Raw genomic sequence first — 19,793 nt, 5'->3', positions numbered from 1 at the left:
TGCCGGCGGCCGGCGGCACGGGTGTCGCCCCGCCGTCCGGGCCGGTCCCCGCCCCGGTTGCGGCGATGGGCGACATGTCCAACGGGGAAGCCGCGAGTCTCACGGACGTCGCAGAGGTCCGCGACACAGCGGGCCCGCAGGGCGCTGCCCTTGCTTCTGGCACCCTGCCCGAGCGCCAGACGCGCCGCGCCGAGCCGGCCGGGTCCGGCGCGGTGAAGACGGCGGACCCCGCTTTTGCCCCGCACCCGAGCGATCCTCCCGCCGCCACCCGGCCGGCCGGTGAGCGGCGCGGCGGGCGGGAGGAACGGGACGAGCGCGGGGCACCGCCTGCACCTTCCCCTGTCTCGGCCGACGCTTCCGCCGGACGGGCGGGCGCGGGAACCGCCGGGCCCGCCAGCGGGAGCGTGACGGCCCTGCCCTCGCCCGGCACGGCCGCAGTGGCCGGCGCGCTCTCGGAGGCGGCGAGCCGCCTGGTGCGCGCCAATGCGGGCGCCGACCTTTCCGCCGCCCCCCGCCCCGGCGATCCCGTGCGGATCATGGAGCTCGCGCTGTCGCCCGAGGGGCTCGGCAAGGTGACGGTGCGCCTGCGCCTCACCTCGGACGGGCTTGAGGTGCGGGTGCGCGCCGCCGATGCCGGCACCGCCGCCTTGCTCCAGCAGGACAAGGCGCAGCTGGCGGGCATCCTGCGGGAATTTGGCTGCAGCGAGGACCGGATGGAGGTGTCCGGCCCGGATGGCTCCGCCATCGGCCCCAGCACGGGGCCGGACCTGCGCACGACACAGGCTTCCCCCGGCGATGACCGCCGGGGCGATCCGCAGGGCGACCGCTCGCAAGGGGGGTCTCAGGACGGTTCACGACGCAATGAGGGACGACATGACGACCAAGGCTCTCGCAATTCCGGGCGCGGCGGCGCGCGCGATGCCGGCTTTGATCTTCGCCTTGATGGCGGCCTTGATGGTGGCCTGCTGGACGGCTAGCCCCGCCTCCGCCGGCCCCGCGCCCGGCGGCCCGCCCAATGTGTGCGAGCGCGAGCTGCAGCGCGCCTCGGTCAAGTATAATGTGCCCCTGCCCATCCTTTATGCGGTGGGGCTGACAGAAAGCGGCTATCGCGGCTTCCTACAGCCTTACACGCTCTATATCGAGGGCAAGGACTACATCTCCAGCAACCTTCAGGAAGCGCTGAGGCTGTTCAACGCCGCGCGCGCGCGCGGCGTGCAGCTCATCGACATCGGCTGCATGCAGGTGAACTATTACTGGCACAAGCAGGAGTTTCGGACTGTCGAGGAGATCTTCGATCCACGCCTGAACGTGGAACAGGCGGCCCGCTTCATCCAGGAGCTGAAGAAGCGCCACGGCACCTGGACCATGGCACTCGCCCGCTACAATGCCGGCCCCAACAACACGCCCGCCCAGAAACGCTATGTCTGCCGGGTGATGAAGAACCTCGTATCCGCCGGGGTCGGCTCCTGGACCCCGGACGCGCGCACCTTCTGCATCGGCGAGAAGGTCTGAGGCGCGCGCGCCTCAGATGCCCGCCGCCCCGCCATCGGCGCGCGGATCATGGGCGCCTTCCAGGCCCCCCTTGGGATGCAGGATCACCGCGCCCGCATGGCCCATGGTGTCGGAGAAAGCCTCCGGCAGCACCTCCAGGTCATGCCCGGCGGAGACGAGGGCGCGCACCAGGCTCTCGTCGAAGCGGTTTTCCAGCCGCAGATTGTTGTGGGTGGAGCCCCAGGTCCGACCCAGCAGCCAGCGCGGCGCCGCAATGGCCTCGCCCAGCGGCTCGCGGAACAGCACATGGCGGGTGAAGACGGCCGCCTGCGTCTGCGGCTGGCCCTCCCCGCCCATGGTGCCATAGGCCATGATGCGCCCGTCCGCGAGGTCGGCGAGCGCGGGATTGAGCGTGTGGAAGGGCCGCCGGCCGGGGGTGAGCGGGTTCACCGCCTTCGCGTTCAGCGAGAAGGAGGCGCCTCGGTTTTGCATCAGCACGCCGGTGGCCGGCAGCACGCAACCCGAGCCGAACTCGAAATAGATGGACTGGATATAGGACACCGCCAGCCCCGAGGCATCCGCGGCGCCGAGCCAGATGGTGTCGCCATGGGCCGCCGGCTGCGGCCAAGGCAGCGCGCGCTTCGTGTCGATGCGGGCGGCCTCCGGATCGAGGAAGGCGGGATCGAGATAGCGCGTCACATCCTCGGCCAGCAGGTCATGGTCCCGCACCACGGTGTCGCGCACCAGGAAGGCGCGCTTGGTGGCTTCCACCAGCCCATGCACATGGTCGAAGCCTTCCGGCGCGCGGACGTTCAGGCGGTCGAACAGGCCGAGAATGATGAGGGAGGCGAGGCCCTGGGTGGGCGGGGGCGCGTTATAGACGGTGCCGGCCTTAAGCTTCACCTGGAGCGGGGCGCGGGTCACCGCCCGGTAGCGCTCCAGATCCCCGCGCGTGACGGGGCTGCCGATACGCTCCAGGTCGCCGGCGATCTCCCGGCCCACATCGCCGCGATAGAAATCGTCGAGGCCCGCGCCCACCAGATGCTCCAGCGTCTGCGCAAGGCCCGGCTGCACCAGCACCTGGCCCAGTTCCGGCACCTTGCCGCCGGGCAGGAAGGTGCGGGCAAAGCCGGGGGACGGCTCCAGCTCCGCCCGCCGGCTCGCGGTCAGCTCCACCTGCGAGCGCGACACCGGCACGCCGGCGCGGGCATGGCGGATGGCGGGCTCCAGGATCTCGGCGAGGCCCAGCTTGCCGCCGAAGGCGCGCGCCGCCTCGTGTGCCAGCGCCCAGCCGCCCACTGCGCCGGGCACGGTAAGCGCCGCCAGCGGTCCCCGGAAGGGAATGGTGTCGTGGCCGAGGTCGCGATAATGGGCGATGGTGGCCTTGGCGCCGGCAAAGCCGCAGGCCTCGATGTAGCGCACACGGCCGGAGGGCTCGCGGATCAGCCAGAAGCCGTCACCGCCCAGATGGTTCATGTGCGGATAGACCACCGCGATGGCCGCCGCCGCCGCCAGGGCCGCCTCCACCGCATTGCCGCCCTCGGACAGGATCTGCTTTCCCGCCTGGGTGGCGAGGTGGTGGGGGGTGGCGACCATGCCCCGGCCGGTGCGGGTGCTCTCATGGCTCATTGCGGGTGTCTCCGAAGCTGGCGATTCGCCCCGCCGGGGCGCCGTCGCGCCTCTATATCAGGTCCGCAGCCCTTGGGCCGCGCCCGCCATGCTTGACCCATCGGCCTTTGCGGCGCAGTGTCCGGCGCGAAACGCCCGGCCCCGCCGGGGCGAATGGATACGTGTGAGGTCGCCGGCCGCAAAGGCACAGGGCGACGGGAGAGGACGGGATATGGCAGGGAACGCACGCACGGGCGGCAAGCATATGTTCACGGTGGCCAGCGCGACGCTGTTCGTGGCTCTGCAAGCCGTGGCGACCGCGCTCGCCGCCGGCTGGGCGGTGGGTGGCCTGTTCAACCTGGGTGACGTCGGAGAATATGTGCTGATGGCCCTGTTCTCGGTGGTCGCCATCTACGGCACCTACCGCTATGCCCGCATGGCCGCCATTGCCGAGGCCAAGCTCGCCAACTGACCTTGCGCGCACTTGTTCTTAAGAGCCCGTCCCGAAAGGGTTGAGCGGCTGGGCGATTCACTGCGAACGGATCCGGCTCTTAAGAAACCTATGTCCTCACACCTCAGGACGTCAGCACTCGGCCGCGCTAAGGGACGCGGGACTGTGGCCAAGACTGCCACACCCGTTCAACATGCTGAGATAGTCGACATCATACCGATGAGCCAACTCGCGCCACCAGGCATCCCTTGAGAACACCTCAAGAGCCTCGGCTGCGTGATGGGCAGCTAGAGATGTCTCTTCCAGCCCCCTGTAGCACAAAGACATGTAAAGATGACCAAATGCGTGGTCTGGATACTTGATAACGACGTTCTTCAGATAATGTAAAGCCACATCGTAGCGGCCGATTTTCATGTTGTAGTTTTCAACGAAATTAACACGCAACTGCGTCTCGTACGCATACCGCTCCAATCTTTCTGGATCGACGCCCGGCGAGCGGATGACCGACTTGGTGGCGATGAAGTTGGCATTGTTTGTATTTTCGATGTAGCCATTTTCGACGCAAATGTCATACAAGCGACTTCCGAAAATGGGGATCGCCAAAAAGACGTGAACCCAATCAAACCCATTCTCGATCAACATCTCTAGCGTCTCCTGGCGATGCTCATCCTGCTCGCCAGGCAGGCCGACAACAATGAATACATGCGAGCGCACATTGAATTTGCGCAACGCCTCGACCGCAGGCCGGATCAACTTTTTCTTCAGAGGTTTCTTGATGATGTTATTGAGCACATGGTCAGAACCCGATTCCACCGCCAGCGCCACGGCTGACACGCCAGCACTGGCGAACAATTCCGCCACTTCATCGTCGATGGCATAGACCGCCACGCCGTTGGGAAATTCCAGGCGGATGCCCAGGCTGGCCAGTTCACGCAACAATCGCTTGGCGCGGGCTCGGTCGTGGAAGAAGTGATCGTCTTCCACCATCAACACGGTCATGCCGAACTCGTCACGCATGCGCGTAACGTCCTGAATAACCCGCTCGATGGACATGAAACGCACGTCGCGGCCATGTAACGCGGGATTGGAGCAGAACACGCACAGGAACGGGCAACCGCGCGACGTATGAATGGCCATCTCGCGCTTGGGCTGATCGGTATAACGCTTGTCGATTCCGCGATTGTTATAATGATCGAGATTGAGCATCGCGTAGTTCATCTGCGGAATGTCATCGAGATTGGCGATGAACGTATGCTCCGGTATCTTGCCGGCCGCCGCAGCCGAGCGGCTGATCCAGGACTTGTGATTGGCAATCAGCGCGTCGGGATCGGGGGAATCGATCAGATCCTTCAGCGGCAGTTCGCCCTCGCCTTTGCAGATCGCATCGAGATCAGGGCACTGCTCCAGCATCAGCTTATAGGCGGCCGACGGCAACCCGCCGCCGGCAATGGTCAAGGTGTTAGGATCGAAATCCTTCACCGCCTTCACCAGGCTCTGGATGTAGTCGAAAGAGGAGTTGAACAGCGCGGACACACCTACGATATCCGGCTTGAACGCCTTGAGAACGGCCGTCAACTCCGCGCGAAAGACCGCGTCATAGGAATCCACCGAACGCTCTTCCACGAGCCGCTTCAGCGTCACATTCAGGTCAAGCAGTTGCAGGCCGCCAAGGCGTTCGCAATGCCTGGTCAGATAGGCTTCCATGGACAGGATGCCATAGGGAATGGTGAAAGCAGGAAGAACAGCTGCACGCGTCTTGTCGAGATAGTCCGCCGCGTTGAAATAGGGGGGAATGACGAAGAGCAGCTTTTTCATCGATAGGCACCCCGCAGCCGTAGACCAGAGCTGAAACGCACGTTTCACGGTGGGGCGATGTTAGTGAGCGGTCCTGTCGCGAGGCTTGTGGATTGTCAGAGCAGACACGTTCTTGGGATCTGTAGCCTGATGTGCTCTGGCGTCCACATCCAGAGCTTGAATCACAGCCACCCGCACAGCGAAATTCCCAAAACCCGAATGTCCAAGCAGGCTCCTAGAGCGCGATCCGACTGGACGGGGAACAACCCTCCAACTCATTGAATAGAGACGGATTCACCGAGCCCATCGGATCGCCATGTGATTCAATGTGCCCCGACTTGGCTCTAGGGGCTCCAATGCGTGACGATGGCTGCCATGTCCGGCCGAGGGCGGTCGGCCACCACGTCCGCCGGGCTCCCCAGATGCAGGAAGCCCGCCACCTTCTCCTGCGCCGTGACGCCCAGAAGCGCCGCCGCCTCAGGGTCCCGCCCCGGCCATTTCAGCAGCCAGTGGGCGGCATAGCCCATGGCGGTGGCCGCCGCGATCAGGTTCATGCAGGCCGCGCCCGCGGAGAGCACCTGGTTGAATTCCGGCACCTTGGCGGCGGGATCGGGCCGGCTCACGGCCACCACCGTCACCGGCGCGCGCATCATGTAATCCCGCCACATCTGCGCCTTGGCGTCCGGCAGATCAGGGTTCTGCGCCTTGTAGAGCGCATCGAAACGCCGCCCCGCCTCGGCGCGGGCCTCCCCCTCCAGCACGATGAAGCGCCACGGCACGAGGCGGCCATGATCCGGCACGCGGGCGGCAATGGCGAGCATGGCGTCCAGTTCCGCCGCGCTCGGGCCGGGCGCGACCAGCGCGCGCAGCGGCAGCGAGCGGCGCGTCGCCAGAAGCTCCAGCATCTCCCGCGATGTGGGCGCCTGGATCGGCGTGCCGTCATGGAGGGGCGCGGCGGTGGAGGCGTGATGGGGGGCGTGCGCCATAAGTCTCCCTCAGGCGATGGATGGCGTGGCCGGATCGGCGGCGGATGCGTGCAGCGCCTCATCGAAACTGTCCACCCACAGGATGGCGGGCGGCTCCGGCTTCAGCCCCATCTGGCTGAGCACGCGGGCGGTCTGAGGCCTGAGGCCGCACAGAATCACACGCGTGCCGCCATTGCGGCAGCGGCGGACGAAATCGCCGATGGCGCCGGCACCGGTGGCGTCGATGAGCGGCACATCCTCCATGCGCAGGATGAAGGCGCGAGGGGGCTGGCCGATCTGGTCGAGGACTTCGGACAGGCGCGCGGCGGCGCCGAAGAAAAGCGGGCCGGACACATCGAACGCCTCCACCCCCGGCGGCAGCAAGGCGCGGGAATCGGTCTCATCGGTGTCGGGCAGATGGGCGACGGACGAGGCCTCCGCCATGCGATGCATGAAGATGACCGCCGCCAGAACCACGCCCACGCCAATGGCCACGGTCAGGTCCACCACCACGGTGAGGAAGAAGGTGGAGAGCAGCAGGATGCGGTCGCCCATGGGGGCGCTCATGAGATGGCGCATCTTGTCCATCTCGCTCATGTTCCAAGCCACCACCATGAGAATGGCCGCCAGGCTCGCCAGCGGAATATAGACCGCGAACGGCGCCAGAACGAGCATCACCGCCAGCACGAACACCGCATGCAGCACCCCGGACATGGGCGAGCGGGCGCCGGCGCGGATGTTGGTGGCGGTGCGGGCGATGGCGCCGGTGGCAGGCAGGCCGCCGAACAGGGCGGAGGCGGTGTTGGCGACACCCTGGGCCACCAGTTCCGCATTGGGCCGGTGCCGCCCGCCGGTCATGCCATCGGCCACCACGGCGGAAAGCAGGCTTTCAACGCCGGCCAGGAAGGCGATGGTGATGGCGCTCGGCAGCAGGTCGGAGAGGCGCTCAAGCGTGACGGTGGGAAAGGCTGGCGCCGGAAGGCTGCCGGACAGCGCCCCGAAGCGCGAGCCGATGGTGGCCACGGGAAGATGAAAGACCGTCACCACCACCGCGCCCAGCAGCACCGCGATGAGAAAGCCCGGGGCCTTGGGCGCGACTTTCCGCAGCACCAGGATCAGCGCCAGCGCCGCGACCGAGACCGCCGTGGTGACGGGGGAAAGGGTGGAGACCCCGCCAATGAGCGCGTGCCACTGGCCCAGGAACTCGGCCGGCAGATGGGCGATGGAGAGGCCGAAAAAGTCCTTCACCTGACTGGAAAAGATGATGACGGCGATGCCTGCCGTGAAGCCGGTGACCACGGGCTCGGGGATATAGCGCATGAAGGTGCCGACCTTCAGCGCCCCCGCCACCAGCAGCATGAGCCCGGCCATGAGGGTCGCCAGCAGCAGGCCGTCATAGCCGTGCTGGGCGATCACATGCGCGACAACCACTACGAAGGCACCGGTGGGTCCGCCAATCTGATAGCGGCTGCCCCCCAGCGCCGAAATGAGGAAGCCGGCCACCACCACGGTGACCAGTCCCTTCTCCGGGCCGGTGCCGGAGGCGATGGCCAGCGCCATGGCCAATGGCAAAGCGACGATGGCGACCGTGAGGCCGGACACCGCATCCGCCTGCAAGTCCTTGAAACCATAGCCTTGACGGAACGTGGTGACGATCTTCGGCAGCAGGCCGTCGCGCCGTGGCGCGCGGACCCGCTGTGGTGCGAGGTCGGCCAGATCAGCCATGGGTGACCCCCTGCGCTTCGACAATTGCGGGCGCCCTGACCCGCCGGGAAAGAGGGCCTCTTTCCCCTCGGCGAAGCTTGCTCCTGAAGAGCCAACAATTCATGTACCAAAACGTCACAGATGTGTGTTACTGTCATAAATGCCGATCTGCTACGCGTATTCCGTTTGGCTCGCGTGGCAGGTGGGTGTGTCCAGTAGGCTGAAAGGCAAGACGCGGGTGGCTGACTTGAGCGTGTCGTCAGGACTTCTGTTGGGTCGTCTGAGGATGTGAGTATCAAAAACGCAAACAAGTTCAGCAAGTGGATGGCCCTGGCCAAGATTGGCGACCTGACCTCAACGGAAATACACATGAGCCGTAACCGAGACTTCCGAGAGCCGCGCCGTCGCGGATTTGATGACGACTTTGCACCGCCGCGTGACCGTGGTTTTGGAGGAGAGCGCGCGTTTTCCTCGCCGAGCAGCAGCTTCAGCTCGCCCGCGCCGTCCGGCCCGCCGATCGACGCGACTGTGAAGTGGTTCAACCCTGAAAAGGGTTTCGGATTCGTCGAACTCTCCGACGGCTCCGGCGACGTGTTCCTGCATGCCCGCGCCCTTGAGGCCGCTGGCCAGGAAAGCGTCCCCCCCGGCTCCAAGCTCTCCGTGCGCGTGGGCCAGGGCCAGAAGGGCCGTCAGGTCACCGAAGTTCTCGACGTGGACACCTCCACGGCGGAAGCGGCTCCCCCGCGCCGGGCTCCCGGCGGCTTCGGCGGCGCCCCCCGTTCGGGCGGCTTCGGCGGCGGCGCTGGTGGTCCCCGTGCGGCCTCCGGCCCCACCGAGGAGCGCGTCGGCACCGTGAAGTGGTACAATCCCGACAAGGGGTTCGGCTTCATCGCGGTTGAAGGCGGCGGCAAGGACGTGTTCGTCCACGTGACCGTGGTGTCCCGTTCCGGCCTGTCCGACCTCAGCGAAGGCCAGCGCGTCGTGGTGCAGGTCGGCCAGGGTCCCAAGGGTCCCGAGGCGCGCGGCATCGAAGTCGCGGATTGATCCGCTTCTTGACGAGATGACAGCCAACGGGCGGAAGAGACACTCTTCCGCCCGTTGTGCCATGTGGCCTGCGTTCGAGCATCCTCGGGCATGGCATCCCTACAGGCAGAGCCAGGGGGTCCCGCCTCAGGCGCACCCTCAGTCTGACCCCATGGCGGGCCCAGTTGGAGGGTGGGATGTGTTCTCTCCTGCATGGGAGCGGCGCGGGGCACGAGCACCAGGAAAAAGGGCGCGCCGAAAAACCACGCGCCGGACCGTCCGCACCTTCGGACCTGCTCGCGCTGGTCTGATCAAGCATGGCTTGACGCGGATCCGACGGAACGCCAGGCGCGGCTTGTTACGATTAGGCTTAGCCTTGCTTGCTGCCGATGTGCGGTCTCCCATTCATGGGAGCGTGGCGCAGGGCCGGGCACGGGACACGAGGGCACGATCTGTTGCGGTGGGGCGGACAGAGCCCGCGTGAGGCCGAAGCCAAGGGGCAGGATGATCCGACCCGGCCGATGGCTTTAACGTTTTCTTTTTGGCGAGGGCGCCAGGTTTTGGATCACGGGCTCCGGCCTTGTTGAAACCCGCCGCCCTCTCTCAGTCGACAGGTCAGCGTTGTCAGGGCGGCGCGGACAGGTCTTTCAGTACGGAGCAAAACCCAGAATGGCTCAACAAACGGAGGCGGACCTCAAGGGTCTCCTCGAACGACTGAAGAACGCCCAGCGTGACCTCCTGCTTGCCGCAGCACAGGCCACCACTGTTCCCTCCGACGGCGCCCTGCGGAAGATTTCCGAGCTGGAGGGGGCCATTGCGGCGACAGAAGCCCTCATCCAGGACGAGCGCAAGCGGCGCTGAGACGCCATCAGCCGATGCCTGAGGCCAGGTGGCCCGCGATCGGCGCGCGCCCGGCCATTGCCTCGGCACGACGGGCCGGCCCCTCGGGGCCGGCTCCTCAACGCACTGGCGTCGAAAATGGACTGGCGTCGAAACCGGTCGACTGCAGCCACAGGGCTATCCCGAAGCGTCAAGCAGCCACTGACCGCCCATATGCCGCCGCGCCAAGCGCGTACCGCTGGCCCAGAGCCACTTTGCCCCCCATCTGCATCCCAAACAGGGTCTGAACGTCCAGCCTCCCGCCTGCATGAGCCGCGCGCCGGAGCCGCACTGATCCCGCGTCCCGACCGGGGGCCGGAGAGCGTGGCGAGGGCGCTGGCCTGCGGGCGTTGCCACTGCAAGCGTTGATCCGGCAAGCGTTGATCCTGCAAGTGTTGACCCGGAAGCGGGGCGAACCTGCCGCGCGGCGCTCCCCCTGACGCCAGATGGGCGCCCGCCAGCCCTGCTCGCCGTGTTCAGGACGGACGCTGGTCGCGCACCTTTGTCTCGCTCTCGGCCCGACACCCGCGCCCCGCCGCCCTCAGGCGACGCCGCGTTCCGCCATCAGCTGGGCGACGGCGGCGCGCAGTTCGGCAAGGCCGGCGCCGGTCTCGCTGGAGGTGGGGAAGATGACCGGATAGGCCGCCGGACGCTTGCGGATGCGCTCCTGCGTCTCCACAAGGCGCGCCTTCAGCTCGGTGGGCTTTATCTGGTCGGCCTTGGTCAGGACGATGGCATAGGACACCGCCGCCTTGTCCAGAAGGTCCAGGATCTCCTCGTCCACTGGCTTGATGCCGTGGCGGGAATCGATGAGCACGAACACCCGCGCCAGATTCACCCGCCCGCGCAGATAGGCGCGGATGGTGGCCGTCCAGGCGTCCACCTTCTCCTTGGGGGCCTTGGCGAAGCCGTAGCCGGGCATATCCACCAGGGTCAGGCGCGGATCGACGCGGAAGAAGATCAGCTCCTGCGTGCGGCCGGGCGTCACGGAGGTGCGCGCCAGCGTCTTGCGGCCGGTCAGCGCGTTGACCAGGCTGGACTTGCCCACATTGGAGCGCCCGGCGAGCGCGATCTCCAGCCCCGTCATGGGGGGCAGCGTCTCAACCGTGGGCGCGGCGGTGATGAAGTTCCATTCCGCCGCGAACAGGAGCCGGCCGGGCTCGATGAAGGGATTGTCTTCGGCGGTCTCGCCAACGTCTGTGCTCATGTCCCGCTTATCGGCTCAAGGCGCGTGCGACGCAAGGGCGAGCCCGAAGGCCACGCGCCCAAGGTCCCGTTCCCATCGTCGCGCGCGCGGCTCAAAACGCAGAACGGCGCCCGAAGGCGCCGTCCCGGTGGGTCTGTGGTCCCCGCAGCGGGGACCGCCTCAGGCCTTGGTGTTGGCCTTCGGCTTCTTCTTGAACGTCGACTTCAGATTGTCGAACAATTCGATCTTCACGCCGTGCCGCTTCATGATGACCGACTGCTGGATCACCGAGAGCGTGTTGTTCCAGGCCCAGTAGATCACCAGGCCGGCGGCGAAATGGGCCAGCATGAAGGTGAAGATGATCGGCATATAGTTGAAGATCATCTGCTGGGTCGGGTCCGGCGGGGCCGGGTTCAGCTTCATCTGCACCCACATGGTCACGCCCATGATCAGCGGCCAGGCGCCGAGCATCAGATAGGTGCCGATGACGGGTACCGTGGACGGGTCCCAGGGAATGAGGCCGAACAGGTTGAAGATGGTCGTCGGGTCCGGCGCGGACAGATCGTGGATCCAGCCGAAGAAGGGCGCGTGCCGCATCTCGATGGTCACGAACAGCACCTTGTAGAGCGCGAAGAAGACCGGGATCTGCACCAGGATGGGAAGGCAGCCCGCGATCGGGTTCACCTTCTCCTTCTTGTACAGCTCCATCACCGCCTGCTGCTGCTTGGTACGGTCGTCCTTGTAGCGCTCGCGGATGGCCTGCTGCTCCGGCTGCAGGGCCTTCATCTTCGCCATGGAGGCGTAGGACTTGTTGGCCAGCGGGAAGAACAGGGCCTTCAGCGCCACGGTCACGATCAGGATCGCCACGCCGAAATTGCCGACGACGCGATAGATCCAGTCGATGACGATAAACAGCGGCTTGGTGATGAAATAGAACCAGCCCCAGTCGATGAGCAGGTCGAAGCGGTCGATCTGGTACTGGCGCTGATAGCCATCCACCACGGACACCACCTTGGCGCCGGCGAACAGGCGCGCCTGGGAGGCCTCGGTGGCGCCAGGGGCGATCGTCTTTCCGGCGGCCAGATAGTCGGCCTGGAAGGTGCGCACGCCCGCCTGGGTGGAGGAGGAGAAGCGCGCATCCACCGCCGTCGCCTGGTCCGGGATCACAGTCGCCGCCCAGTATTTGTCGGTGATGCCCAGCCAGCCACCGGTCGCCTTGAAGGTGCGGGGCTGGTTGTCCTCCATCTTGGCGTAGGTCACCTCCTGCAGGCCGGCATCGCCGAGCACGCCGATGAGACCCTCATGGAGGATGTAGAAGCCGGCCGTGTGCGGAAGGCCATGGCGGGAGACGAGAGCGTAGGGATAGAGGGTGACGGGACCCGCTCCCTTGTTCTCCACCTCGTCCTTCACCGTGAACATATATTCGGTGTCGATGGTGAAGGTGCGCTTGAAGAGCAGCCCTTCCCCATTGTCATAGGTCAGCACCAGCGGTGCGGCGGGGGTCAGCTTCTGGCTCTGGGCCGTCCAGACCGTGTCCGGGCCGGGCAGCTTCAGGTTGGCGCCGGGGGCGCTGGTCCAGCCGAATTCCGCATAGAAGGGATTGGGAGCGCCCGAGGGCTCCAGCAGCACGATGTTCGGGCTGTTGGGCGCAACCGTCTCGCGATAGTCGTTCAGCGAGAGATCATCCGCACGGCCGCCGCGCAGATTGATGGAGCCCGTGACGCGGGGAGTCTCGATGGCCACGCGCGGCGAGGCGGCGAGCGCCTGGGCGCGGGTCAGGGCCTTGGCGGGGCCTTGCGCGGCGGTGCCGCCGGGCACGCTGGCGCCACCCTCGGCGCCAGGCGCTGGGGCGGTGCTGCCGGGCTGGGCCGGGGCCTGCTGGGCCTGCTGCGTCTGGCGCTGCTGCTCCGCCAGCTGGCGCTGCTTCTCCGCCTGCGGCATGCCGAAGAAATATTGCCAGCCGAGGAGGATCGCCAGCGACAAGCCGATGGCGATGAACATGTTGCGATTGTCGGTCATGCCGGGCGGCCTCCGTTGGCGGGGGCGGACGTGTCTTTGGGCTTTTTCGAGGGCGCGCCGTGCAGGCGGGCGATGGCGCGCTCGAGATCGCGGGTGAGATCCGAGAAGGGCGCATGCAAAGCATGCGGGCGCGCGACCAGGACATAATCGTAGCCGGCTCGGCCGTGGGCGGGCAGGACTTCCCCTGCCGCCGCCCTCAGCCGCCGACGGATGCGGTTGCGCACCACGGCATTGCCGATTTTCTTGGTGACCGTCAGGCCAAGGCGCACGGTGTCCTCGCCGCGACGGTTTCGCCCCTGTAGCAGGAACGAGGCGACGCCGGCCTTGTCGGCCTTGGCTGCCGCCAGAAAGTCACGCCTTTGGCGGAGGCGATCCATGGAACGCAACTCCGCCTGAGGCATGCCTCACGCGGACAGGCGCTGGCGGCCCTGGGCCCGGCGGGAGGCGATGATCTTACGGCCGTTGCGGGTCGCCATGCGCGCACGAAAGCCGTGCCGACGCTTGCGCACGAGCTTGCTCGGTTGATAGGTGCGCTTCACGGTACTTGTCTCCGGGGTTTTGGCGACGCCAACTGCGATCCAGAAGCCTTGGCCTGCGACCCTTGTCGCCTGCCACCTCACTCGAGTCCAACTCGAAAATAAGGTTTGGCTCCCGGGAGCCGGAGCCGCCCGAGTTCGGGTCGGGCTTATAGGGGGAGGAGGCCCGCACGTCAACGGTGAAGGCGCCCACCCCCGGCTTTCCTTGCGGCTCAGGCCGCCGGCTTGGGGGCGTCGGAACCTGGCGCAGGCGCGGCTTCGTCCTGCGGAAGGGCTTCTGCCACCACGACTTTCCCGTCCGGCTCGGCGGCGGCCGGCGCAGCCGACACCCGATCCGCCGCCTCATCACGCTCGGGCGTAATGTCCGCCTTGGAGGTGAGCACATCGCCGAGATCCGGCAAGGCCGTGCCCGGGGCAAGGATGTCGGAGGCGGAATCGGTCGGGGCTTCCACGGCCTCGATGGCGCGCGCCGCGGCCTCCTCGCTGTGCGTTGCGGCCGGCGCTGCGGCCGCATCCGAGGTGGCCTTCTTGTCGAGCCCGAAGACATGGCCGAGCATGCCGCGCGCCACCTCGCGCTCGCCCATGATGATGAAATTGGCGCCGCCCTGCTTCAGGCGGTCGATCTCGGCGTCCGAATGGGCGCGGGCGATAATGTCAAGCTTGGGGTTGAGCGTGCGGGCCTTCTTGAGCACGCCGGCAGCGGCGAAGCCATCGGGAATGGCCAGGATCAGCCGCTTGGCATGGGCGATATTGGCAGCAGCCAGTGCCTCCAGGGCGGCGGCGTTGGCGCTCACCACCTCGATGCCGGCCTTCTTCAGGCGCTCCACCGCATCTTCCTGGTCCTCGATGACAACGAAGGGGGTGCCGGCGGTCTCAAGCCCCGCCGCCACCAGCCGCCCCACGCGGCCATAGCCCACCAGGATGGTGTGATCGGCCTTCTCGGTCTGCGGCAAGGCCGGGGTTGCTGCCGCCTCCGGCGTCGGCGCCGCCTTCACCAGATAGGGGCGCAGCTTGTCGATGGCGAGGAAGAAGAAGGGGTTGAGCACAATGGAGAAGATCGCCGCCGCCAGGATCAGGTCCCGGCCCTCCGGCGGCAGCAGCTGGAGGCTCACACCCAGCGCCGCCAGGATGAAGGAGAACTCGCCCACCTGCGCCAGGCTGGCGGAAATGGTCAGCGCAGTGGCGTTGCCATAGCCGAAGAGACGCACAAGAGCGAAAGAGGCCAGCGACTTGCCCACCACCACGATCAGCAGGGTGGCGATAAGCTCAAGGGGATGCTTCACGACGATGGAAGGGTCCACCAGCATGCCCACGGAGACGAAGAACATCACGGCGAACGCATCGCGCAGCGGCAGGGTCTCTTCCGCCGCCCGCTGGGAGAGCGGGGATTCGGAGAGCACCATTCCGGCGAAGAAGGCGCCGAGCGCGAAGGACACGTCGAACAGCAAGGCCGAGCCATAGGCAACGCCCAGCGCGATGGCCAGCACCGCCAGGCGGAACAATTCGCGCGAGCCGCGATGGGCCACCCAGTGCAGCATCCAGGGAATGACGCGGCGACCCACGATCAGCATCAGGGCGATGAAGGCAACCACCTTGCCGAGCGTGATCGCCAGCGTCACCCCAATTCCCGCATCGGGGCCCACCAGGGCGGCCGTCGCGGTGGCGGTGGCGGGGCGCCCGCCCAGCGCCTCCGACAGCGCCGGCAGCAGCACCAGCGCCAGCACCATGGCCAGATCCTCGACGATCAGCCAGCCCACCGCCACGCGCCCCTGCTCGCTCTCAAGGATGCGCCGCTCCTGGAGGGCGCGCAGCAGCACCACGGTGCTCGCCACCGACAAGGCCAGGCCGAACACCAGGCCGCCGCCGAAGCTCCAGCCCAGAAAATGCGCCAGCCCGATGCCCAGAACGGTGGCCACCGCGATCTGGACGATGGCGCCGGGAATGGCGATGGCCTTCACAGACAACAGGTCCGCCAGCGAGAAGTGCAGGCCGACGCCGAACATGAGCAGGATGACGCCGATCTCCGCCAGTTCCAGAGCAAGGTCCGGATCGGCCGTGAAGCCGGGCGTGAACGGGCCGCACAGCACGCCGGCGATGAGGTAGCCCACCAGTGGCGACAGTTTCAGCCGCTGTGCCAGGGCACCGAGGAGGAACGCCAGGACGATGGCGCCCACGATGGTGGCGATGAGCGGCGAATGATGCGGCACGGGCGTCTCCGAAGATGCATGGGGGCGTATGGCGGCAGGATCGCCCCATTCCTTTTCAGCCTCGCGACACTTTAGGCGAAAGGCTTGGACGGACGGGACAATTTCACTTCGGCATAAGGCAAAAAAAATGGGCGCCGAAGTGGCGCCCATCTGACCTTGCGTCAATTGCTTCAACTTTTTTCGGGTCTCGGCGCCTCAAGCGACGCCGGAGTTCCGGTCCCATGGCCGAAGCGGTCGCTCACAGCCAGGGCTGGGTCTGTCCGCGCGTGCCCTCGAAGCGGGTGATGCTGGTTTCCTTCTCCAGTGTCAGGCCGATATCGTCCAGGCCTTCCAGCAGGCAGCGCTTGCGGAAGGGGTCGATCTCGAACTTGATCGCGCCCCCGTCGGGGCCGCGAATCTCCTGGGCGGCCAGGTCCACGGTCAAGGTGGCGTTGGCGCCGCGCTCGGCGTCGTCGAACAGCTTGTCCAGCTCCTCGGGGCTCACCACGATGGGCAGGATGCCGTTCTTGAAGCAGTTATTGTAGAAAATATCGGCGAAGCTGGTGGAGATCACGCAGCGGATGCCGAAGTCCAGGAGCGCCCAGGGGGCATGCTCACGGGACGAGCCGCAGCCGAAATTGTCCCCGGCCACCAGCACCTTGGCATTGCGATAGGCGCTCTGGTTGAGGATGAAGTCGGGATTCTCGGTGCCATCTTCATTGTAGCGCATCTCGGAGAACAGGCCCTTGCCGAGGCCGGTGCGCTTGATGGTCTTCAGATACTGCTTGGGGATGATCATGTCGGTATCGACATTGACCAGCTTCAGCGGCGCGGCAACGCCTTCGAGGACAGTGAACTTTTCCATGTTCCGGGCGGCTCCCTTGCGGCCGGTGGGCCCTTTGGAGCGGTTCTTAGAGCCTGCGCGGGCGAGGTTCAATCGCCGGGCGCGGCCTTTCCGTCTTCAGGACGTCAGGTACGGCATGCAGATGGCGCATCGGCGGCCGCTTGCGACCCTCCGATGCCTTGTCACTCTAGTGCGAAACCGCCCGCGGATAAAGGCTTGCCCGCCTCACTGGCCATGGCCGGGAAGCATGCGGCGCAGCACGTCGTCCTTCTGCACGAAATGGTGCCAGAGCGCCGCCGCTGCATGGAGCCCAGCCAGGATGAGAAGGCTGTCGGCCATTAAGCCGTGAATGTCCTCCATCTGGTGGGCGAGGGTCTTGTCGGCGGTGAGCGGCGAGGCGATGTCGATAAGGCCGAAGAGGGTGATGGCCTTGCCATCGGTGAAGGCGCTGAGCACGCCCAGCGCCGGCACGACAATCAGCAGCAGATAGAGCAGCCCGTGCACCGCATGGGAGGCGATGGACATGGGCCGGGAGAGCGCCGCCGAGGTGGGCGGGACATAGGTGGTGAAGCGGGCGACGAAGCGGGCGGCGACGAGCAGGATCAGCACGCAACCGAAGGAAATGTGCAGCCACCAGGTGGTGGCGCGCTCCGGCGTGCCGCGGGCGAACAGGTCGACCACATAGGTCAGGCCATAAGTCGTCAGGACCACCATGACGGTGAGCCAATGGATGGCGCGCATGGGCATAGAGTAGCGCGCGGCCTGGATGGAACCCGCCATTTTGGACATACCCCTTGTTCAGCCTTAGTTTATATTCGTTCTAATATGGCCAGAGAATGTCGCCATGCGGCATGACGCTGCGGGATTGCGCTGCCGATCAACTAGTCGTCCCGTGCCTCCGCCTCGATCCGCTCCATGTCCTCGTCTGACAGGCCAAAATGGTGGCCGATCTCATGCACCAGCACATGGGTGATGACGGCGCCAAGGCTCTCCTCGTGCTCGGCCCAATAATCGAGGATGGGGCGGCGATAGAGATGGATGAGGTTGGGCATGCGCCCGGTCTCGGTGACGGCAGCATCCTGGGCGAGGCCGATGCCCTGGAACAGGCCCAGCAGGTCGAAGGGGGTTTCCGCCTCCATCTCGTCCAGCACCTCCTCCGTGGGGAAGTCGTCCACCTGGATGATGACGCCGGCGCACAGGCGCCGGAAGGCGTCAGGCAGGCGCGCGAAGGCCTCGTCGGCAATCACCTCGAAATCCGCCAGCGAGGGGGCCGCCCGCCCACGCCAGTCGAGCGCCGCCTGCATTTCGGCCTCGGTCATCTCGATCACGGGATCTTCGGCGTCAGACATGCAGCACCTTTCAACAAGAGCAGATGATCAAGGTCCTGTGAGCGCCGTGCGTTTAAGGAACCATTAACCAACCCGGCTCGTTACGCTTTCACTACATGTGAGGAGGCTGACCATGCTGCGCAAGCTGGCGGTCACCGCGGGTCTGGTGACCATTCTGGGCGTTGCTGCTTACTTTGCACCCCATGAGCCGCGTGACATTCACGCGTCCATCGAAAGCGCCGTCCTGCTCTGACGGATGAGTGCTGCCGGGTCCTGAGTTTGGCCGGCGCACAATAAAAAACCCCTCCGGAGGACCGGAGGGGCTGATTGTTCAGACCTTTATGACGGTCAGGCGCGCGGCCATTCCCGCACGTCCACGAACCGGCCCGCAATGGCAGCCGCCGCCGCCATGGCGGGGGAAACGAGGTGCGTGCGGCCCTTGAAGCCCTGGCGCCCCTCGAAATTGCGGTTGGAGGTGGAGGCGCACCGCTCCTCGGGCGAGAGGCGGTCCGCATTCATGGCCAGGCACATGGAGCAGCCGGGCTCGCGCCAGTCAAAGCCGGCTTCCTTGAAGATCTTGTCGAGACCTTCCGCCTCGGCCTGCGCCTTCACCAGGCCAGAGCCGGGGACCACCATGGCATTCACATTAGCGCTGACCTTGTGGCCGGCAATGACGGCGGCGGCCTGGCGCAGGTCCTCGATGCGGCCATTGGTGCACGAGCCGATGAACACGCGGTCGAGCGCGATGTCCGTGATCTTCGTGCCGGCCGTGAGCCCCATATAAGCCAGCGCCCGCTTCTTGGCCGCGCGCTTGGCCTCGTCGGCGATCTGGTCCGGATCGGGCACGAAGCCTTCCACGGAAATCACGTCCTCGGGGCTGGTGCCCCAGGAGACGATGGGCGGCAGCTTGGCCCCGTCGAGCCGGACCTCGGTGTCGAAATAGGCGCCCTCGTCGGTGAGGAGGGTTTCCCAGTAGCGCATGGCCGCATCCCAGTCGGCGCCCTTCGGCGCCTTGGGCCGGTCCTTGATATAGGCATAGGCTTTCTCGTCGGGCGCCACCATGCCCGCGCGCGCACCGCCCTCGATGGACATGTTGCACACGGTCATGCGCCCTTCCATGGACAGGGCCTTGAACACGTCGCCGGCATATTCGATCACATAGCCGGTGCCGCCGGCCGTGCCGATGGTGCCGATGATGGCCAGCACCACGTCCTTGGCGCCCACGCCTTCGGGGAGCACCCCGTCGACGGTGACGCGCATGTTCTTGGCCTTTTTCTGGATCAGCGTCTGGGTGGCGAGCACATGCTCCACCTCGGAGGTGCCGATGCCGTGCGCCAGCGCGCCGAAGGCGCCGTGCGTGGAGGTGTGGCTGTCGCCGCACACGATGGTGGTGCCGGGCAGCGTGAAGCCCTGCTCGGGGCCGACCACATGGACGATGCCCTGGCGGCGATCGAAGCCGTCATAATATTCAATGCCGAAATCGCGGGCATTCTCGGCCAGCGCCGCGATCTGCGCCACGCTCTCCTCGTCCGGGTTCGGCAGGGTGCGGTCGGTGGTGGGGACGTTATGGTCCACCACGGCCAGCGTCTTCGACGGCGCGCGCACGGTGCGGCCGGTCATGCGCAGCCCCTCGAAGGCCTGCGGGCTCGTCACCTCATGCACGAGGTGGCGATCAATATAGAGCAGGCAGGTGCCGTCTTCCTGGCGTTCCACCACGTGGTCGTCGAAGATCTTGTCGTAGAGGGTGCGCGGGGCGCTGGCGTTCATGGTTTTTGTGTC

The 19,793-nt window shown here is 66.3% G+C and carries 17 protein-coding genes and 1 pseudogene; 5 read left to right on the top strand and 13 right to left on the bottom strand.

The genetic code is table 11. The features are described 5' to 3' along the window. Together fliK and PV781_RS10855 are read left to right on the top strand one after the other, a co-directional pair. Nucleotides 1-977 (top strand): flagellar hook-length control protein FliK (gene fliK, locus PV781_RS10860; RefSeq protein WP_274775632.1); only part of this gene is annotated, 977 nt, incomplete at its 5' end. Next, a complete protein-coding gene (locus tag PV781_RS10855; RefSeq protein WP_425532386.1) occupies nucleotides 919-1,512 on the top strand; it encodes a lytic transglycosylase domain-containing protein in 594 nt (197 codons plus the stop codon). The genes fliK and PV781_RS10855, both read left to right, overlap by 59 nt. 12 nt (nucleotides 1,513-1,524) lie before the next feature. On the opposite strand, the gene PV781_RS10850 is transcribed toward PV781_RS10855, so the two are convergent. Beyond that, complete coding sequence (locus PV781_RS10850) at nucleotides 1,525-3,120, bottom strand: gamma-glutamyltransferase family protein (RefSeq protein ID WP_274775631.1); 1,596 nt, start codon at nucleotides 3,118-3,120, stop codon at nucleotides 1,525-1,527. Nucleotides 3,121-3,331: 211 nt separating this feature from the next. Here PV781_RS10850 and PV781_RS10845 point away from each other — a divergent pair, with 211 nt between their 5' ends. Beyond that, nucleotides 3,332-3,571 (top strand): hypothetical protein, encoded by a 240-nt coding sequence (locus PV781_RS10845; protein ID WP_274775630.1) that lies wholly within the window; start codon nucleotides 3,332-3,334, stop codon nucleotides 3,569-3,571. Between the two features lie 111 nt (nucleotides 3,572-3,682). Here PV781_RS10845 and PV781_RS10840 read toward each other — a convergent pair whose 3' ends face one another. The 3 genes from PV781_RS10840 to PV781_RS10830 all read right to left on the bottom strand — a co-directional run bounded on the left by PV781_RS10840 (nucleotide 3,683) and on the right by PV781_RS10830 (nucleotide 8,034). Continuing rightward, a complete protein-coding gene (locus PV781_RS10840) occupies nucleotides 3,683-5,365 on the bottom strand; it encodes a B12-binding domain-containing radical SAM protein (RefSeq protein WP_274775629.1) in 1,683 nt (560 codons plus the stop codon). Between the two features lie 323 nt (nucleotides 5,366-5,688). Further along, a complete protein-coding gene (locus tag PV781_RS10835; protein WP_274775628.1) occupies nucleotides 5,689-6,330 on the bottom strand; it encodes a nitroreductase family protein in 642 nt (213 codons plus the stop codon). A gap of 9 nt (nucleotides 6,331-6,339) precedes the next feature. Beyond that, on the bottom strand, nucleotides 6,340-8,034 hold the full coding sequence (locus tag PV781_RS10830) for a SulP family inorganic anion transporter (protein ID WP_274775627.1): 1,695 nt from the start codon (nucleotides 8,032-8,034) through the stop codon (nucleotides 6,340-6,342). A 507-nt stretch (nucleotides 8,035-8,541) separates the two neighbouring features. Here PV781_RS10830 and PV781_RS10825 point away from each other — a divergent pair. Beyond that, nucleotides 8,542-9,057, top strand: a complete 516-nt coding sequence (locus PV781_RS10825) for a cold-shock protein (protein ID WP_342449159.1) — start codon at nucleotides 8,542-8,544, stop codon at nucleotides 9,055-9,057. Between the two features lie 648 nt (nucleotides 9,058-9,705). Beyond that, a complete protein-coding gene (locus PV781_RS10820; RefSeq protein WP_209103434.1) occupies nucleotides 9,706-9,897 on the top strand; it encodes a hypothetical protein in 192 nt (63 codons plus the stop codon). Between the two features lie 559 nt (nucleotides 9,898-10,456). Here PV781_RS10820 and yihA read toward each other — a convergent pair. The 9 genes and pseudogenes from yihA to leuC all read right to left on the bottom strand — a co-directional run bounded on the left by yihA (nucleotide 10,457) and on the right by leuC (nucleotide 19,781). Continuing rightward, nucleotides 10,457-11,122 carry a ribosome biogenesis GTP-binding protein YihA/YsxC gene (gene yihA, locus PV781_RS10815; protein WP_274775626.1) on the bottom strand — a complete coding sequence of 222 codons (666 nt, stop codon included), beginning with the start codon at nucleotides 11,120-11,122 and terminating at the stop codon, nucleotides 10,457-10,459. 159 nt (nucleotides 11,123-11,281) lie between these two features. Next, nucleotides 11,282-13,120, bottom strand: a complete 1,839-nt coding sequence (gene yidC / locus PV781_RS10810; protein ID WP_274775625.1) for a membrane protein insertase YidC — start codon at nucleotides 13,118-13,120, stop codon at nucleotides 11,282-11,284. Continuing rightward, nucleotides 13,117-13,497 carry a ribonuclease P protein component gene (rnpA, locus tag PV781_RS10805; RefSeq protein ID WP_274775624.1) on the bottom strand — a complete coding sequence of 127 codons (381 nt, stop codon included), beginning with the start codon at nucleotides 13,495-13,497 and terminating at the stop codon, nucleotides 13,117-13,119. The genes yidC and rnpA overlap by 4 nt, the downstream gene beginning before the upstream one ends. Before the next feature lie 27 nt (nucleotides 13,498-13,524). Next, a complete protein-coding gene (rpmH, locus tag PV781_RS10800; RefSeq protein WP_274775623.1) occupies nucleotides 13,525-13,659 on the bottom strand; it encodes a 50S ribosomal protein L34 in 135 nt (44 codons plus the stop codon). Nucleotides 13,660-14,222: 563 nt separating this feature from the next. Then, nucleotides 14,223-15,863: pseudogene (gene ybaL, locus PV781_RS10795) on the bottom strand (YbaL family putative K(+) efflux transporter); the annotation flags it as partial. A gap of 238 nt (nucleotides 15,864-16,101) precedes the next feature. Further along, nucleotides 16,102-16,707, bottom strand: coding sequence for a 3-isopropylmalate dehydratase small subunit (gene leuD, locus PV781_RS10790; protein ID WP_274775621.1), 606 nt, complete (start codon nucleotides 16,705-16,707; stop codon nucleotides 16,102-16,104). 204 nt (nucleotides 16,708-16,911) lie between these two features. Continuing rightward, nucleotides 16,912-17,466 (bottom strand): cytochrome b, encoded by a 555-nt coding sequence (locus PV781_RS10785; protein ID WP_274775620.1) that lies wholly within the window; start codon nucleotides 17,464-17,466, stop codon nucleotides 16,912-16,914. Nucleotides 17,467-17,567: 101 nt separating this feature from the next. Beyond that, nucleotides 17,568-17,990 carry a metallopeptidase family protein gene (locus PV781_RS10780; protein ID WP_274775662.1) on the bottom strand — a complete coding sequence of 141 codons (423 nt, stop codon included), beginning with the start codon at nucleotides 17,988-17,990 and terminating at the stop codon, nucleotides 17,568-17,570. 372 nt (nucleotides 17,991-18,362) lie between these two features. Continuing rightward, nucleotides 18,363-19,781, bottom strand: a complete 1,419-nt coding sequence (gene leuC, locus PV781_RS10775; protein WP_274775619.1) for a 3-isopropylmalate dehydratase large subunit — start codon at nucleotides 19,779-19,781, stop codon at nucleotides 18,363-18,365. Nucleotides 19,782-19,793: the final 12 nt, after the last annotated feature.

Origin of the sequence: Aquabacter sediminis (assembly GCF_028863665.1) — a bacterium.
GTDB lineage: Bacteria > Pseudomonadota > Alphaproteobacteria > Rhizobiales > Xanthobacteraceae > L1I39.
Note: the sequence above shows the minus strand (reverse complement) of the source record. Positions and strands in the feature narration are given on the sequence as shown.